The following is a 17,094-nucleotide window of genomic DNA, read 5'->3' on the forward strand; positions in this document are numbered from 1 at the left end:
AGGTTTTAGTAATTTCGGCTTCACTTTATTGAATATGTCAAAAATTGCCCTGATTACGGGTGCTACCGCCGGAATTGGCGAAGCCTGCGCCCGCATATTTGCCAAACATCATTATGATTTAATTTTAGTAGGACGTAGAACTAAAAGGCTAAAATCTCTTGCCAAGAATTTAAGTGCTGAATTTGGAATTAAAACGCAGCTGCTTACCATTGATGTAAGGAATAATGAAGAGGTGCAAAATCTAGAGTCATTACCCAAAGAATGGAAAAAAATCAAAGTTCTTGTTAATAACGCAGGTTTGAGTCAGGGTTTGGATCCCATACAAAGTGGAAATATTGATGATTGGGATAATATGATTGATACGAATATAAAAGGTTTGCTGTATGTAACCAAGGTTGTTTCCGGATGGATGGTAAGTCAAAAGTCGGGTCATATTATTAACATTGGCTCTATCGCAGGAAAAGAAACATATGCAAACGGAAACGTTTATTGTGCAACAAAACACGCTGTAGATTCTTTAAATAAAGCCATGCGTATTGATTTACTGCCTCATGGTATAAAAGTAACGGCCATACATCCCGGAGCTGTAGAAACCGAATTTTCTGAAGTTAGGTTTAAGGGAGATAAAGATCGTGCAAAAAAGGTTTACGATGGTTTTGTACCTTTAAATGCGGCAGACATAGCAGAAACTATCTGGTTTGTAGTTTCCAGGCCTGCCCACGTTAATATTAATGAAATGGTGGTAATGCCAACGGCTCAGGCAAATACATCGCACTTGTTAAAAACTACTGAGTAATCTTATCTTTTTAAATTTTAAAAACTATGCTTCAACAACAGATTGATCAGGAGATAAAGGCAGCCATGCTGGCTAAAAATAATGTACGCTTACGGGGATTAAGAGCTATAAAAGCTGCTTTACTGATGGCTAAAACCGAAAAAGGTGCATCGGAAGTTTTAACGGGAGAGGCAGAAATTAAGGTGCTTCAAAAACTGGTAAAGCAACGTAAAGAATCAGTTGAAATTTACATCGCACAGAACCGGCCCGATCTGCAACAGGTTGAAGTGGAAGAACTTGAAGTGATCGAAGCTTTTCTGCCCAGCCAAATGGATAAGGAAGCAGTGAAAGGAATTGTTCAGCAAATTATTCAACAAACAGGGGCAGCCGGAATGAAGGACATGGGAAAAGTGATGGGTCTTGCTAACAAAGAGATGGCAGGAAAAGCAGACGGGAAAACAATTTCTGAAGTAGTGAAGGAATTGCTTGCATAATCATCAAAAAATTTAACAATTTTATTTTGTAAAAACTTATTTTTATAGCATTTGATAAAGTTTTGCACTGTTTTTACAATCAGACTTCTATCTTAGCACCAATACAATTATGTATCAAATATTTCTATGGAGTTCGAAATAAAAGAGGAGAATGGTTTCAGGTATATAGAAGAAGGACAAGGCGAGGTTCTATTACTGCTTCATGGCTTAATGGGTGCTTTAAGCAACTGGGAGCATGTGGTAAATGAGTTTAAAGGCCAGTACCGTGTCATTATTCCGATGTTGCCTTTATATGAAATGCCTCTGCTCACTACGGGCGTTAAAAGCTTGGCTAAATTTGTTCATAAATTTATTAAGTACAAAAATCTGGATAATGTAATCCTTTTAGGAAATTCTCTGGGCGGACACGTGGGTTTAATATATACTCTCAGCCATCCGGAATATATTAAAGCCTTAGTTTTAGCCGGAAGTTCAGGATTATATGAAAATGCATTCGGTGGATCTTTTCCGCGTAGGGAGAGCTATGACTTTATTAAAGAAAAAGTAGAATATACTTTTTATGATCCGGCAACAGCCACCAAAGAATTGGTAGACGATGTATTTGCAACGGTTAACGATCGTGTCCGGGTAATCCGGATTTTAGCAATGGCTAAATCAGCCATCAGGCATAACATGGCAAAAGAATTGCACAAAATCACTATTCCGGTTTGTTTGATATGGGGCGAGGATGATAAAATAACACCTCCGGATGTTGCAAAAGAATTCCATAATATATTGCCTGATTCTGAATTAAACTGGGTACCGAAATGCGGTCACGCACCTATGATGGAGCGCCCTGAAATATTTAATGATTATCTGAAGAAATTTCTGGATCGAATAGCCGTCACAATTTGATAACATGTTTGCACGAGAATTAATATCGGATGTTATACCTCCTTTAAGAACTTCAGACTCTGTTCAGAAAGTTTTGGATCGGATGGCAGAATTCCGTATTAATCATTTACCAATTGTAAATGATCAGCAAATACTGGGTTTAATTTCAGAGGATGATTTAATAGAAGTTCAGGATCTTTCCATTGAAATTGGGGGATTAAGCTTAAGTCTTCATAATTATTATGTTTTTGAACATCAGCATATTTATGATGTAATCAGACTTTTTGCTGAGCAGCATTTATCGGTTGTACCCGTGCTCGATCAGAATAAAAACTATTTGGGTTTGATTTCTATCAATAATATGGTGGAGTATTTTGCTGTAATGACTTCGGTGAAAGAGCCTGGTGGAATCATCATTCTCGAAATTGACAACCGTAACAACTCTCTGGCACATATCGCTCAAATAATTGAATCTGATAATGCTCAGATTTTAAGTTCATACATCAAATCTTTCCCTGATTCAACCCGTTTAGAGCTAACCTTAAAGTTAAACCGTACAGATATATCAGCAATAATCTCTTCTCTTCTACGGTATAATTATAATGTAAAAGCCACTTTTAATGACATAAAAGCTGATGATGGTACTCAGGACCGTTATGATCAGCTGATGAACTATCTGGATATCTAAAACCTTACGAATGAAGATTGCAATTTACGGCAGGCAATTCAATAATTCTGTACTGCCTTATGTTCAACAGGTTTTTGATAGCCTTGCAAAGCATGACATTGAACCTTTTGTTTACGAAAAATACAGTCAGTTTATTTCGGGCAAAATATTCTTTCCTAAAAAGTTCCATAATTTTAAAAATCACGAAGACCTTATTCAAAGCCAGGTCGATGTTTTGATAAGTTTGGGAGGTGACGGAACCATGCTTGACACCGTTTCATTAATACGGGATTCTAAAATTCCAATCATTGGAATAAATTTTGGCCGTCTGGGATTTTTAGCCAGTATCAATAAAGATGATATTCAATCAGCTATTAACAGTCTTTGCAGCCGTTTATATACGTTAGACACCCGTGCTCTGTTAAGTGTTGAATCAAACATAAATCTATTTGGAGAGGAAAATTTTGCATTGAATGATGTAACTATTCATAAAAGAGATACCTCTGCCATGATGATCATTCACGCTTATCTGAACGGAGAATTTTTAAATTCTTATTGGGCCGATGGTTTAATTATGGCAACTCCAACAGGTTCAACCGCTTATTCATTAAGTTGCGGCGGACCCATTATTTTTCCGAGATCGGGCAATATGGTAGTTACACCAATTTCGCCGCATAACCTAAACGTTCGCCCGATTGTACTTTCAGATTCTAATGAATTATCTTTTGAAATTGAAGGCCGCAGTTCCAAGTTTTTATTAACCTGCGATTCCCGTACCGAAGTAATTGATAATTCGGTTCGTGTTACTGTTAAGAAAGCAGGATTTAATATCAATCTGATCAGACTCAATAATGAAAATTATTTATCTACGTTAAGGAACAAGTTATTGTGGGGTATTGACACCCGCAATTATTAGTCTTCGGGCATGTTGTTTAAAGGAGGCGTAAATAAATGATATTTTTTTAAAACTGCATGCGCAAACTCTTCATTTTCATTTTTTTAATCATACAAGCAGTTCATTCTGATGCCCAAACCTGGGAAATTGGTGGCTTCGCCGGCAGCTCGGGCTATATGGGTGATATCAACCCGATTAAAGCATACAAGTTTACTGACTTTGCCTTTGGCGGTCAGGTAAAAAGAAATATAGACGGCTACTGGTCATTTAAATTAGCTGCAATGCATGGAAATATCCGTTCGGATGATGCTAATTCTCCTTATGAACAGCAGCAGCAAAGAAATCTTAATTTTTATTCTCCGGTTACGGAGCTTACTTTTCAAACAGAATTTAATTTTTTTAATTATTTGCCGGGGCTTTTTCCAATTGCCGGATCAAGGAAATTTTCGCCTTATATATTTACTGGTATCGGCGGTATGATGTTCAATCCAAAAACCATGTTAAATGATATTGAATATGAACTTCCCAAATATGTAACAGAAAATGCAAATTTATCAGACGCCTATAGAACATATTCTCTCACCGTTCCATACGGTGCCGGGATAAAATATAATGTAAAGGGAAACTGGAATGTAATAGGAGAATTAGGGTATAGAACCGCCTTTACCGATTATTTGGACGATGTGAGTGGTAATTATCCTGATTTTTCTCCTCTTGACCAATCTGATTCATTCACTCTTGAAAGGGCGGCGCTGTCAGATCGCAGCAATCCTAAAATTGGTTTGCCCAATACCCAAAGAGGAGATTACCGCAAAAGAGACACGTACATGTTTGCAGGATTTAGTCTTACATATACGTTTGTTTCACGTAAGTGTCCTACATTTTAAATTAAGGGCGATTGATTCTCAACAGTATCCAAGGGTAAACAAACAGTGAATTTGGTTCCCATCCCGATATGAGAATGAACACTTATGGTTCCTCCTAATTTCAGAGTAGATTCTTTGGCAATATAAAGTCCAAGACCGGTACCGATATCGTTTTTAGCGCTAACAAAAAACATATCAAAAATCTTATTTATTTCTTCCTTTTCAATTCCAATTCCATTATCAATCACTTCAATGCAAATTGAATTTTCCGTTTGATAGGATAAAATTTTAATTATTGTAACTGGTTTCAACGGATCACCATATTTAACAGCATTGGAAATTAAGTTATTGAGGATTATCTTTAACCTGATGGGATCAGAAATGACCTTATTTACCTCAATTTTTTTCTTGATCTGTATCGCATGATCTCTGTAATAATAAATATGCTGTTCAATGGATTCGTCAATTAATTCTTCCAGCTGAACAATTTGCATCACTTTCTCTGTCTTTTTATTTCTTGAAAAGTCAATTATGTCTGAAATAAATCGATCTTGCTTCTCAACAGTCTGAAGCATAAGAAGATGATAATTTTTAATTTCATTAGGATTTTTCTCCTCATTAGCTAACATTATTAGTCCTTTTAAAGAAGCTAATGGTGCCCGCAGATCATGCGATGCACTGTAAACAAATTTATCTAACTCTTCATTGGTAGTTGTAAGAAGTTCATTTTTTACTTCCAGCTCAGTTTTTGTCTTTGCAAGTGAGTTTATTAGTAAACCTGATTTAAGTATAGAGCTGCCAAAAATTATAAGAATGATAAAAATATTTGCCACATAAACCCAAAAGGTAACATCTTTGATACCTCCGTTTAGAATTTTAGAAAAATTTACTTCCCGAAGCATCAAGCTTTGTGATATTTTATTGATTCTTTTGGCGTAGAAAATCTTTTCATTCTCCGATAACCGACCCTTACTAATAGCTTGATTTATTTGCTTGCCCAAAACGTGTAATTGACCGATGAGCAAATCGGCTTCTTTCCATTCTATGAAAGCACGGGAAAGAAAAGGAAACTGGTAAATCTTTTTCCCCAGCCATAAAAAATCATTTACATTTTCCTGAGTATTTCCCGCACTTAGCAGCACCTTTTTAATACTTGCCAGATTTTCATTGCGGTTCATCATAACTCTGGCCAAACTATCTTTAATTGGGATATTGATATGATGTTCAAACCTTTTGTAATAGATGGGTTCTGCCGAGTAAACATACAGTAAAAGATTTCTGCCTGCATTTTTTTGACTCCGGGCGTAATGTGATTCACCATTTATATATGCTCTGGTAGAGGATAATAAATTAATGGTGAAATAATTCATGGTGATCATACAAATCCAGGATAGGATAAGTATAAGAAGTAATGTAAATACTTTATTCTTTACAAGTGTCCGTAAGTAGTTTATCGAATTTTTCAATTTTTAAATAGATAGAATCCAAAACCTAAAATATAACTAACAGGAAGCAGGCAAGTAAAATTGAAAAGGGAAAACTTAAAGACAGGAGCTGACTATTACTTGTTCACGCGAAATTGATATTGCATTTAAATTACAAAATATATTTTGTAAAAAACTTTCATTAAAGAAATGTTTTTTTGCGTGGCTGATACGATTGCCTAATAACTCATCGAAATGATATACTAAATAAATGCAAAGTAAGTTCTACCTTTGCGAATTGAAATTTAATACTTTCCCAATCAGTATTATTATTATAAAGTATGATTAATATGTTTTAATGGGTTTTCTGGAGCAAATAGATATAGAAAAAATACCTCAGCATGTGGCTGTAATAATGGATGGGAACGGGCGCTGGGCTAAAGAAAAAGGCAAACTCAGAGTATTTGGTCATCAAAATGGTGTGCTGGCAGTTCGTGATACGGTTGAAGGTGCAGTAGAGCTGGGCGTGAAGTATTTAACTTTATATGCTTTTTCTACAGAGAACTGGAATAGGCCAAAGCTGGAAGTTTTAGCTTTGATGGAATTGCTTGTTGCTACAATTAATAAAGAAACTAAAACGTTGATGAATAACGGCGTTCGGTTGAACGCAATCGGGAACTTAAAATCACTGCCGGAAAAATGTTACCGTCAATTGCAGGAAACCATTGTTAAAACGTCTCAGAATACTAATTGTACTTTAACTCTTGCCCTTAGTTACAGCTCCAGATGGGAAATTACAAATGCGGCTAAAAATTTAGCTCTTAAAGTAGAACAAGGTGAATTGAAGGCTTCAGAAATTAATGAAGATATTTTTGCTTCCGAATTGAACACCGCATCTATGCCCGATCCGGAATTAATGATCCGCACCAGTGGTGAGTTTCGGATCAGTAATTATTTGTTATGGCAATTAGCCTATTCAGAATTATATTTTACCCCAAAACTATGGCCTGATTTCAGACGGGATGATTTATTTGAGGCTGTACTTGATTATCAGAAACGTGAGAGACGTTTTGGATTAACGAGTGAGCAACTTCCCTGAAAGAAATAACATCGCAATTAACATTCCCGCAATCAAAAATATATGGAGGCTTGAAAAACCTTCAAAATTATAATCAATTAACCTGATGGAATTTTAAAAGCAAGAGATGAATGTACGTATCACATTAGCCGGTTGTAATCATCCTCACACCAACTAATTTTTACTTTTAACACTTTTTAACAACTGATTAAGTTATTTTAGCACCGTTAAATCCACAAAATGAACCGTTTTATATTTATAATATTCTTTCTTATTTCCGGTACTTCTGCTATGGCTCAATTTGGCCGAACAGGTTCTACTACAAGTATTAAAGCCACCGAAAGTCAGGAATTCAGCTATCTAAATCCGAAAGAATATGTTATTGGTGGCACAACGGTTAACGGGGCGCAATTCCTGGATAAAGATGTTCTAATCACCATATCCAAATTAACTATAGGCGAAAAAATTATGGTGCCTGGTGATGCGACTTCAAACGCTATTAAAAATTTATGGGCTCAGGGTCTTTTTGATGATGTTCAACTGAATATTGCCGAGGTTAAAGGAGATTCTATTTTCTTTGAAATAATTGTGGTAGAGCGTCCGCGTTTAACACGCATTACTTTAAAAGGCTTACGCAAAAGCGAAACAGAAGATATACAGGCTAAACTGGTTGACAAAACCGGCAAAGTGGTAAATGAGAATTTACGGAAGACAACAACAGATATTATTAAAAAGCATTTTAATGAAAAAGGTTTTTTATATACCGATGTAGAAATTACTGAGGTGAAAGATACGGCAGAAGCAAACAATGTAATCCTGAATATAAATGTTGATAAAAATGAACGGGTAAAAGTTAATCAAATCACATTTGAAGGAAACAAGGATTTTAAAGACAAACAGTTAAAAAAATATTTAAAGAAAACCAAAGAGCGTGCTTTCTACAGAATTTTTGGAGCAGGTAAATTCCTGTTGGATAAATATGAAGAAGACAAACTTGCGCTTGTTTCTAAGATGCAGGATAAAGGCTATCGCGATGCAGAAATTGTAAGTGACACCATTATCAGAAATGCAGATAACTCTGTGAATATCAATTTTAAACTTTACGAGGGTCCAAAATATTATTTCGGAAACATAACATTTGCAGGAAATGCAAAATATCCTACCAGTTTGCTGAATAAAATTCTGGCGATTAATAAAGGAGATGTTTTTAGTGAAGATAAATTAAATAAAAGATTAAGCGGTCCTACCGCAAATGGCGAAGACATTAGTTCTTTATATCTGGATGCCGGATATCTTACTTATCAGGGAGATCCGGTTCAAACTAAAATTTACGGCGATAGTATCGACGTAGAAATACGGATGTATGAAGGGCCTCAGTACACTATTAATAAAATCATCTTAAAAGGAAATGAGCTTACCAATGACAAAGTAGTTCTTAGAGAGATTCGTACTAAACCGGGACAGAAATTTTCTAAATCAGATATTGTTCGTAGTACAAGGGAAATTGCCCAGTTAGGTAATTTTGATGATCAGAAAACTGAACCTAAGCCAATTAACATTAATCCGAATGATGGTACAGTTGATATTGAATACAATGTGGTTGAAAAGCCATCTGATCAAATCGAATTATCGGGTGGTTTTGGTGGCGGCCGTGTGGTCGGAACTTTAGGTTTAACCTTTAATAACTTTTCTGCCAGAAATCTTTTCAACTTAAAAGCATGGAAACCACTTCCAAAAGGTGATGGTCAGAAATTGAGTATTCGCGGGCAAACTAACGGCAAGTTTTATCAATCTTATAGTTTTTCTTTCTCCGAGCCTTGGTTAGGTGGCAGAAAGCCTATATATTTTGGAATCAGCGCTTTTACTTCTTTGCAGTCTAATGGACTTTCTCAGAGTAATGCAGATTTGCAAAAGATTCGCCTTAACGGAATTACATTCACGCTGGGACAGAAATTGAAATTCCCTGATGATTATTTCCAGGCAAATACGTCATTAAATTTCCAGCAATATAAATTGAATAACTATTCAGGTTTCTTATTCTCTAACGGAACCGCTTACAACTTTAACTTAACACAGGAAATTAGCCGTAATTCTGTTGATGCACCGATTTATCCAACTTCTGGAACGAATCTGAAATTAACACTTCAGGCTACGCCTCCGTATTCTCTGTTAAATGATGTTAACTATAAAACCGCTACAGATCAGGATAAATATCGTTATACTGAGTATTTTAAGACTAAGTTTGAATCACAATGGTTTCAGCGTATTGCCGGAAAGCTTGTTTTAAAAGCTCAGGCTCAGTTCGGATTCCTTGGGTCTTACAACAGAGCTGTTGGTCAATCAGCTTTCGAACGTTTTAAATTAGGTGGAGACGGAATGCAAGGATTTGATTTCCTTCAGGGATCTGAGGTAATTGCAATGCGTGGATACGCCAATAATACAGTTATCCCGATAGGATCTAATCCAAATATTGCACAGCGTTCCGGTAGTCCCATCTTCAATAAATATCTTTTGGAATTGCGACACCCGATTACATTAAACCAGCAGGCAACTGTTTTCGTACTTGCTTTTGCAGAAGGTGGTAATACATGGAATAGCTTCAGGGAGTTTGCTCCTTTTAATGTACGCAGATCTGTGGGTGTGGGCGCAAGGGTATTCCTTCCTATCTTTGGTTTATTAGGTATTGATTATGGGTATGGATTTGACCGTATTCCTGGTTTACCGGATGCCAATAAAGGACAATTCCATTTTAGCATTGCCCAGTCTTTAAGCGGCGGATTTAATTAATTTGTATGAAGAAAATTCTTTTAACATTATTCTTTGCAGTTATTGGCGTAACCGGTGCTTTTGCCCAGCGTTTTGCATATGTTGACAGTGAATATATACTGAAACATATTCCCGAATATAATTCGGCTCAAAAGCAATTAGATGCAGTTTCAGCACAATGGCAAAAAGAAGCAGATGCTAAATTTGCAGATATTGAAAGGTTATACAAGGCTTATCAGGCTGATCAGGTTTTATTAACGGATGATATGCGCAAGCGTCGCGAAAGCGAAATTATTGAAAAAGAAAAAGAGGCAAAGGAGTTTCAGCGCATAAAGTTTGGCTTTGAAGGCGAATTATTTCAGCAAAGAAGCAGGCTGATTAAACCTATTCAGGAAAAGGTGTCTAAAGCTGTACAAGCTTTGGCAGATGATCAGCAGCTGGATATGATTTTTGATAAAAACAGTGAAGTGACGCTATTATTTGCTAATCCGCGTTTAGATAAAAGCAATGAAGTGATAACCCGGCTGGGGTATAAACCCGGGGTTTTTGTAAAATAGAATAGTCTAAGTTTTTATCACACACCATACAAGAACGAATAAAGGCAGCATTCTGATCAATACTATTAAAATTAAATATTAAAGGAAAATTTTATATAATCGTAAATAAAAACAAAACAAAAATATACAAATGAGAAAATTAGTAAAAGTAGCAGTAGTTGCGGTTGGATTATTATTTGCAGGTAACGCAGTAAATGCTCAACAAAAGTTTGGTCATATTAACTCGAGCGACCTTCTACAGGCCATGCCCGAAATGAAAACAGCTGATGCAAATTTTCAGACTTTCGCAAAAGCAAAACAAACTGCGTTAGAACAAATGGATGCCGAGCGCCAGAAAAAAATAGTTTCATATCAGGAAAAAGCGAAAACAATTAGTGAAGCAAACAAAGTAGATGTGGGCAAGCAATTGGAACTTTTAGCTAAGGATATCCAGGATATGGAAAAAAGAATTGGAGAAACTCAGGAGAAATCTCAGGAAGAATTAACTGCGAAACGTACTGAACTATACCAGCCGGTATTTAAAAAGGCAGAAGATGCAGTTAAGGTTGTAGCCAAAGAAAAAGGTTATGCCTACGTGTTTGATGTTTCACAACCCGGAGTAGTTTATTTTGATGGTGGTGATGATCTGTTGGTTGCCGTAAAAACTAAATTGGGAATCTCTGCATCTGCAGCAGCTCCTAAAAAGTAATTATAGGGCTTAATAGCATGAAGTGCAAAGAGGAAACTCTTTGCACTTTTTTTATGCACCATAATCGTATAGCCCCATTTTTTCAATTAATTTTTAAATATTACTTTTATCAATGAGCTCAAACCAACCTATAGGCATATTCGATTCGGGGATTGGAGGATTAACAGTTGCTAACGCAATTCACAAAATTCTCCCGAATGAACAGCTTATTTATTTTGGTGATACGGCACATTTGCCTTACGGCGATAAATCTCCGGAAGCGATCAGATCTTATAGTTTAAAAATTGGCAGGTTTCTGTTAGATCAAAATTGCAAACTCATTGTAATTGCATGCAATACTGCTTCTTCCCATGCGTATACTAAACTTGTGGAGGCTTTTGCAGATAAAGTTCACATAGTGAATGTTATAGATCCGGTAGTCGATTTTTTGGCAGATAATAAAGCATTTCAAAAAATTGGGGTAATTGGTACCAAGTCCACTATAAATTCTGGAGTTTACACCAATAAATTAAAAATTGCAGCACCGGCAAAGGAAGTATCTGCATTAGCAACGCCTTTACTTGCTCCAATGATTGAGGAAGGATTTTATAATAACAACATTAGCCACACGGTTATCAGGTCTTATCTGTCCTCGCCCGAATTATATTCAATTGATACGCTCGTACTGGCATGTACCCATTATCCATTGATTCAGAAAGAGATTGATGAATATTTTAATGGAAAGGTAACTATAATTAATACTGCAAAAATTGTGGCAGAACATATTAAAAATACCCTTGTAAAGCTTGATCTTTTAAATGGTGGAATTCCGGCAGATCATCAGTTTTTTGTTTCAGATTTCACCTCCTCTTTTGAAAACAGTACCCGGTTGTTTTTTGGTGAACAAATTCATCTGAAATTAAAAAATATCTGGGAGTGATCATTTTTTGAACAGCTGAGTTTAAAGCTTACGGTAAAATGACTGGTAATTTGTATTTAAAAACCGTATTTTTGCCCGCTCATTAGTAGCTATGAGCGAACAAATAAAACACGAGTGCGGGGTAGTTCTTATCCGCCTTTTAAAACCTCTCTCTTTTTATCAGGAAAAATACGGTACCTCCCTTTATGGGTTGAATAAGCTGTATTTGTTAATGGAAAAGCAGCATAACCGTGGACAGGATGGAGCCGGTATTGCAACTATAAAACTGGATGTCAAACCCGGAAACCGATATATTAGTCGTTACCGTTCTACCGGAGCAAATGCCGTGGCAGAGATTTTTGAGTACGTGCAAAATAAATTTGCGGATGTTCAGAAAAATTCTCCCGAGCTTTTGCAGGATGCACAATGGCTTAAAGAAAATATAAGTTTTACCGGCGAAGTGTTAATGGGTCATTTGCGTTACGGCACCCACGGTAAAAACAGTATTGAAAGTTGTCATCCATTCCTTCGTCAGAATAACTGGATGACCCGTAACCTGGTTATCTCTGGTAACTTCAATATGACCAATGTAGATGAACTGCTTGAGCAATTATTCGAACTCGGTCAGCATCCAAAGGAACGTGCCGACACAGTTACCGTGCTTGAAAAAATTGGTCACTTCCTGGACACAGAGAATCAGGAACTGTTTGATAAATTTAATAAGGAAGGTTTTTCAAATGCACAGATCAGTCATGAAATTGCTGATCATCTGGATGTAGCCAAAATACTCCGCCGCTCGGCAAAAAACTGGGATGGAGGATATACAATTAGCGGTATTTTTGGTCATGGTGATGCTTTTGTTATGCGTGATCCTGCAGGTATTCGTCCTGCATTTTATTATCAGGATGATGAAATTGTTGTTGTAACATCCGAAAGACCGGCTATTCAAACCGCTTTTAATGTTCCTTTAGAAAGTATCAAGGAAATAAAACCCGGCCATGCTCTGATCGTACGTAAAAACGGAGCTATTTCCGAAGAACAATTCCGTGAGCCTGATGAACAGAAATCATGCTCTTTTGAACGGATCTACTTTTCACGCGGAAGCGATGCCTCTATATACCGTGAGCGAAAGCAATTAGGTCGGTTATTATGTCCTCAGATTTTAGAATCTGTTAAACATGATCTTCAGAATACAGTTTTTTCATATATACCTAATACTGCAGAAGTAGCTTTTTATGGAGTGGTAGAAGGAATAAATAAGTATGTTAAAAATTTCCAGAAAGAGACTTTATTAAATCGTGCCGATAAAATATCTGATGAAGAGTTATCAAAAGTCCTCAGCATGGCTCCAAGGTTTGAAAAGATTGCCATTAAAGATGTTAAGCTTCGAACGTTTATTACGCAGGACGCAGACAGGCAGGATATGGTTGCTCATGTTTATGATACTACATATGGTGTCGTAAAACGAGGCACAGATAATTTGGTAGTTCTGGATGATTCCATTGTTCGGGGAACTACATTGAAGCAAAGCATTTTAAAAATATTGGATAGACTCGGGCCTAAAAAAATTCTGGTTGTTTCATCAGCACCGCAAATTCGTTATCCGGATTGTTATGGTATAGATATGTCGCGTATGGGTGAATTTGTGGCATTTGAAGCTGCAATTACCTTGCTTAGAGAAACCGCACAAGAGCATATTATTAAATCTACTTACCAGAAATGTGTGGCCACCCAATATTTGGATAAAGAAGAAGTTGAAAACTACGTGAAAGCTATTTATGATCCTTTTACTGATGAAGAAATTTCGGCAAAAATCGCAAAGATTATCACTCCTAAAGAAGTAAATGCAGAGGTTGAAGTAATTTATCAGACTCTTGATAATTTGCATAAAGCCTGTCCGGATCATTTGGGGGATTGGTATTTTTCAGGAAATTATCCCACCAAAGGCGGAAACAAGGTCGTGAATAAAGCTTTTATGAACTGGGTAGAAGGCAAGAATCAGCGGGCTTATTAAACCTGTATTTCAATAAATTGTTAAGGGATTAGACTTATGTTTAATCCCTTTTTTAATGGATTATATTAAGGAATGACCGATAACAAGGTTATAAATCAGCCGGAAGGCAAAAATAATAATAAGAATCCCGGCAACCTGATTGAGTCTGGAAATAGTTTTCTCTTTAATCCGGTAACGCAATTTGTTAGCGTAATACGCTTTGGTAATATCGATGCTGAACTGGGTCAGCAGAATGGCGGAATAAAAAGGTATAATGTTTTTGGCCTGAAATTCTCCGGCTACAGAAATAACGCCGCTGGTAACGCTTATCCAGTATAAAAGGATGGCTGGATTGAAAATACACATGAAAAAACCCTTGAAAAAATAACCGGTGTTATGCCGCTTCGAAGTTGAATTTTCATAATTTATTTTTACCTTTTTGAATAAATAATACACTCCGATAGAAAGCAGAATAATACTGCCCGTTATGCCGATTGGCAGTCGATAGGTGTTTTCCAGGGCAAGAAAGGAAGTGCCGTATAAGGTTAGGGCTACGTATAAAATATCACTTAACAAAACGCCTCCTGCAAGAGAAACACCTGCATAAAAGCCTTTTTCGATACTTGTTTTAATTAAAGCAAAAAAAACGGGACCTGTTAAAAAGGACAAAACAAGTCCAAGCCCTATTCCCGATATTATAGATTCGAGCATTTACCTATTATTTATAACTGCAATTGCGAATATGCGATTTAAAGCTAAAAAATCAATAGCTTTTATCTAGTATCACATAAAAACACTAAAATTTTAGCTTGTTTCAATTATTTGAATTATGTTAGATTTAATTTCCTTTAAACCTAACTAATTTCAAATGGAACCCAACTCACAAAAAAGTAATCCATCAGCAATGTACACGCTTATAAGCGTGTTTTTTTTCTGGGGCTTTGTTGCTGCCAGTAATGGAATATTTATTCCTTTTTGCAAGACGCATTTTAATTTAACCCAGTTTGAATCACAGCTGATAGACTTTACTTTTTATGGAGGTTATTTTATTGGTTCATTAATATTATTCTATGCTTCTAAGATTAGTAAGGTGGACATTTTAAATAAGCTGGGTTACAAAAATGGTATTATACTAGGACTTGTAATTTCTGCTGCAGGAGCTTTATCTATGGTTCCATCTGTCGAGTCTGGTTCATTTGCTTTGATACTAACTTCTTTCTTTTTTATTGCCATTGGTTTTTCATTGCAGCAAACAGCCGCAAATCCTTTTGCAGTAGCTTTGGGTACACCAGAAACAGGAGCACACCGCTTAAATTTGGCAGGTGGTATTAACAACTTCGGAACATTACTGGGCCCTATCGTTGTAAGTATTATTTTGTTTGGAACAGCTAGTAGTGCAGTTGCAAAAGAAGTAGAAATAACTTCTGTAATCACTTTATACTATATTTTAGCAGGTCTTTTTCTATTCGTAGCAGCTTTCTTTGCAATTTCAAAATTGCCAAAGGTAACCAGTGACGAGAAAATTGAAGCAAGCGGAAAAACAAATATTCCTCTGTTTGTAATATTTATTGGTTTTATATTAATTCTCGCTTCCGGTCCTTTAACTGATATGACAGGATTGAGTAAATCAGTTTTTGTTTATGCCGCATTGGTAATAATTGTTGGAACATTATTATTATCACTTTCTGCAGCATCTAAAGACAAGAACGGTTGGGGTGCAATGCAATATCCGCAACTGATTTTAGGAATGCTTGCCATCTTCACATATGTCGGTGTAGAAGTAAGTATTCAAAGTAACATGGGCGCTTTATTAAAATTACCTGAATTTGGAGCTTACGATGAATCTGTAATCGCACCATTCATTTCTCTTTACTGGGGAAGCCTAATGATTGGTAGATGGACCGGAGCAATCAGTGCATTTAATCTTTCAAAAAATACCAAGAGGATATTAACCATCGTAGTTCCATTTATCGCATTCGCTGTTATATTAACTGCAAATTACTTAAACGGAACACCTGTTACTCAATTCTTTCCATATGCCATCTGTGTTGCAATATTGGTAGCAGGATTTTTTTACAGTCAGGAAAAACCAGCCAAAACCCTGGCGACCTTCGGTATTTTAGGGGTTATTGCTATGATTATAGGACTGGCAACAACCGGACAAATATCCATTTTCGCATTTTTAAGCGGTGGTCTTTGCTGTTCGATTATGTGGCCATGTATTTTCTCATTATCTATTACAGGTTTAGGGAAATATACCAGCCAGGGTTCTTCATTTTTAATTATGATGATTTTGGGAGGAGCTATCATTCCACCTGTGCAGGGTATTTTAGCTGATACCAGCGGGATACATTTATCTTATGTAGTACCTGTTGTATGTTTTGCTTACCTGGCTTATTTTGCATGGAAAGTAAGTTCAGTTTTGAAAAAACAAGGAGTTGATGTAAGCCATATTGAAGTAGAAGCTGCTCATTAAATGATCCCTAAACCAAGTTTTGATCATATTTTCATGAATCTTGCCACCGACCTGGCCTTACGCTCTCACTGCGTTAAGGCTCAGGTCGGTGCAGTTTTAACCAAAGACACCAGGATTATTTCAATCGGTTACAACGGACCGCCTGCAGGAACGCATAACTGTGATGAAGAATGGCCAGAAACCGGCTGTGCCCGGGATTCTAAGGGAAGCTGTTCGCTGGCTTTACACGCTGAGCAAAACGCTATTTTGTATGCTGTTAAAAACGGCTCTAGTCTTGAAGGTGCAACGTTATATATTACATTGTCGCCTTGCCTGCCCTGTGCCCGTTTAATTTATTCTTCAGGAATAAAAAAAGTTTTTTTCCTGAATTCCTATGCAGAGTTTAAAGGCTTATCTTTTGATGAGGGAGTAGATTTTTTAAACAGGTTTGGTGTAAATGCTGTAAAATACGCAGGATAAAAATTAACACACTTTATAGAATGCCCCCAAAAGTTAAACACTTGGGGGCATTTTTTTTTAATCTTTGAATGGCAAGACCCATCTGCCCGAAAATTCATCATCAATAATTCCCTCCAAAAATCAGAATTATGCAGAAATTCTAAATGCTTGATTTTGCTCTTCATTTTATCTTAAAAATGAATTAA

16 protein-coding genes are annotated in these 17,094 nt (G+C 36.4%); 14 read left to right on the top strand and 2 right to left on the bottom strand.

The features are described from left to right. Window positions 1-34 precede the first annotated feature (34 nt). From G521_RS0111145 to porG, 6 genes are all read left to right on the top strand, one after another. Complete coding sequence (locus tag G521_RS0111145) at window positions 35-796, top strand: SDR family NAD(P)-dependent oxidoreductase (protein WP_026898610.1); 762 nt, start codon at window positions 35-37, stop codon at window positions 794-796. A 26-nt stretch (window positions 797-822) separates the two neighbouring features. Beyond that, window positions 823-1,269 carry a GatB/YqeY domain-containing protein gene (locus tag G521_RS0111150; RefSeq protein ID WP_026898611.1) on the top strand — a complete coding sequence of 149 codons (447 nt, stop codon included), beginning with the start codon at window positions 823-825 and terminating at the stop codon, window positions 1,267-1,269. Between the two features lie 126 nt (window positions 1,270-1,395). Further along, window positions 1,396-2,163: an alpha/beta fold hydrolase gene (locus G521_RS0111155; protein WP_026898612.1), complete on the top strand. Its 768-nt coding sequence runs from the start codon at window positions 1,396-1,398 to the stop codon at window positions 2,161-2,163. 4 nt (window positions 2,164-2,167) lie between these two features. After that, entirely contained in the window at window positions 2,168-2,830 is a 663-nt protein-coding gene (locus G521_RS0111160) for a CBS domain-containing protein (RefSeq protein ID WP_026898613.1), read from the top strand. Window positions 2,831-2,840: 10 nt separating this feature from the next. Next, window positions 2,841-3,725, top strand: a complete 885-nt coding sequence (locus G521_RS0111165) for an NAD kinase (protein WP_026898614.1) — start codon at window positions 2,841-2,843, stop codon at window positions 3,723-3,725. Between the two features lie 56 nt (window positions 3,726-3,781). After that, window positions 3,782-4,591, top strand: coding sequence for a type IX secretion system protein PorG (gene porG, locus G521_RS0111170; protein WP_026898615.1), 810 nt, complete (start codon window positions 3,782-3,784; stop codon window positions 4,589-4,591). Here porG and G521_RS17050 read toward each other — a convergent pair. Further along, window positions 4,588-6,036, bottom strand: coding sequence for a sensor histidine kinase (locus tag G521_RS17050; protein WP_155975782.1), 1,449 nt, complete (start codon window positions 6,034-6,036; stop codon window positions 4,588-4,590). The genes porG and G521_RS17050 overlap by 4 nt on opposite strands. A 316-nt stretch (window positions 6,037-6,352) precedes the next feature. On the opposite strand from G521_RS17050, the gene G521_RS0111180 reads away from it, so the two are divergent. The 6 genes from G521_RS0111180 to G521_RS0111205 all read left to right on the top strand — a co-directional run bounded on the left by G521_RS0111180 (window position 6,353) and on the right by G521_RS0111205 (window position 13,995). Beyond that, window positions 6,353-7,093, top strand: a complete 741-nt coding sequence (locus tag G521_RS0111180; RefSeq protein WP_026898616.1) for an isoprenyl transferase — start codon at window positions 6,353-6,355, stop codon at window positions 7,091-7,093. Window positions 7,094-7,312: 219 nt separating this feature from the next. Beyond that, the gene (bamA, locus tag G521_RS0111185; protein WP_026898617.1) at window positions 7,313-9,859 is read left to right on the top strand and encodes an outer membrane protein assembly factor BamA; all 2,547 of its coding nucleotides are present in this window, start codon (window positions 7,313-7,315) and stop codon (window positions 9,857-9,859) included. 5 nt (window positions 9,860-9,864) lie between these two features. After that, window positions 9,865-10,395, top strand: coding sequence for an OmpH family outer membrane protein (locus G521_RS0111190; RefSeq protein ID WP_026898618.1), 531 nt, complete (start codon window positions 9,865-9,867; stop codon window positions 10,393-10,395). Between the two features lie 130 nt (window positions 10,396-10,525). Beyond that, on the top strand, window positions 10,526-11,083 hold the full coding sequence (locus G521_RS0111195; RefSeq protein ID WP_026898619.1) for an OmpH family outer membrane protein: 558 nt from the start codon (window positions 10,526-10,528) through the stop codon (window positions 11,081-11,083). A 112-nt stretch (window positions 11,084-11,195) separates the two neighbouring features. Continuing rightward, entirely contained in the window at window positions 11,196-12,002 is an 807-nt protein-coding gene (gene murI, locus G521_RS0111200; protein WP_026898620.1) for a glutamate racemase, read from the top strand. Window positions 12,003-12,093: 91 nt separating this feature from the next. Continuing rightward, entirely contained in the window at window positions 12,094-13,995 is a 1,902-nt protein-coding gene (locus G521_RS0111205; RefSeq protein WP_026898621.1) for an amidophosphoribosyltransferase, read from the top strand. A gap of 60 nt (window positions 13,996-14,055) precedes the next feature. On the opposite strand, the gene G521_RS0111210 is transcribed toward G521_RS0111205, so the two are convergent. Further along, window positions 14,056-14,685 carry a LysE family translocator gene (locus tag G521_RS0111210; RefSeq protein ID WP_026898622.1) on the bottom strand — a complete coding sequence of 210 codons (630 nt, stop codon included), beginning with the start codon at window positions 14,683-14,685 and terminating at the stop codon, window positions 14,056-14,058. A gap of 157 nt (window positions 14,686-14,842) precedes the next feature. Between G521_RS0111210 and G521_RS0111215 the strand changes: the two genes are divergently transcribed. Together G521_RS0111215 and G521_RS0111220 are read left to right on the top strand one after the other, a co-directional pair. Further along, entirely contained in the window at window positions 14,843-16,450 is a 1,608-nt protein-coding gene (locus G521_RS0111215; RefSeq protein WP_026898623.1) for an MFS transporter, read from the top strand. Beyond that, window positions 16,451-16,909: a deoxycytidylate deaminase gene (locus G521_RS0111220; protein ID WP_026898624.1), complete on the top strand. Its 459-nt coding sequence runs from the start codon at window positions 16,451-16,453 to the stop codon at window positions 16,907-16,909. It begins immediately after the preceding gene. The last annotated feature ends 185 nt before the right edge of the window (window positions 16,910-17,094 follow it).

Origin of the sequence: Daejeonella oryzae DSM 19973 (genome assembly GCF_000422945.1) — a bacterium.
GTDB classification, from domain to species: Bacteria; Bacteroidota; Bacteroidia; order Sphingobacteriales; family Sphingobacteriaceae; genus Daejeonella; species Daejeonella oryzae.

Coding starts and splice junctions, on each gene's coding strand:
- G521_RS0111145 (WP_026898610.1), top strand. CDS start 35: ATGTCAAAAATTGCCCTGATTACGGGTGCTACCGCCGGAATTGGCGAA.
- G521_RS0111150 (WP_026898611.1), top strand. CDS start 823: ATGCTTCAACAACAGATTGATCAGGAGATAAAGGCAGCCATGCTGGCT.
- G521_RS0111155 (WP_026898612.1), top strand. CDS start 1,396: ATGGAGTTCGAAATAAAAGAGGAGAATGGTTTCAGGTATATAGAAGAA.
- G521_RS0111160 (WP_026898613.1), top strand. CDS start 2,168: ATGTTTGCACGAGAATTAATATCGGATGTTATACCTCCTTTAAGAACT.
- G521_RS0111165 (WP_026898614.1), top strand. CDS start 2,841: ATGAAGATTGCAATTTACGGCAGGCAATTCAATAATTCTGTACTGCCT.
- porG (WP_026898615.1), top strand. CDS start 3,782: ATGCGCAAACTCTTCATTTTCATTTTTTTAATCATACAAGCAGTTCAT.
- G521_RS0111180 (WP_026898616.1), top strand. CDS start 6,353: ATGGGTTTTCTGGAGCAAATAGATATAGAAAAAATACCTCAGCATGTG.
- bamA (WP_026898617.1), top strand. CDS start 7,313: ATGAACCGTTTTATATTTATAATATTCTTTCTTATTTCCGGTACTTCT.
- G521_RS0111190 (WP_026898618.1), top strand. CDS start 9,865: ATGAAGAAAATTCTTTTAACATTATTCTTTGCAGTTATTGGCGTAACC.
- G521_RS0111195 (WP_026898619.1), top strand. CDS start 10,526: ATGAGAAAATTAGTAAAAGTAGCAGTAGTTGCGGTTGGATTATTATTT.
- murI (WP_026898620.1), top strand. CDS start 11,196: ATGAGCTCAAACCAACCTATAGGCATATTCGATTCGGGGATTGGAGGA.
- G521_RS0111205 (WP_026898621.1), top strand. CDS start 12,094: ATGAGCGAACAAATAAAACACGAGTGCGGGGTAGTTCTTATCCGCCTT.
- G521_RS0111210 (WP_026898622.1), bottom strand. CDS start 14,685: ATGCTCGAATCTATAATATCGGGAATAGGGCTTGGACTTGTTTTGTCC.
- G521_RS0111215 (WP_026898623.1), top strand. CDS start 14,843: ATGGAACCCAACTCACAAAAAAGTAATCCATCAGCAATGTACACGCTT.
- G521_RS0111220 (WP_026898624.1), top strand. CDS start 16,451: ATGATCCCTAAACCAAGTTTTGATCATATTTTCATGAATCTTGCCACC.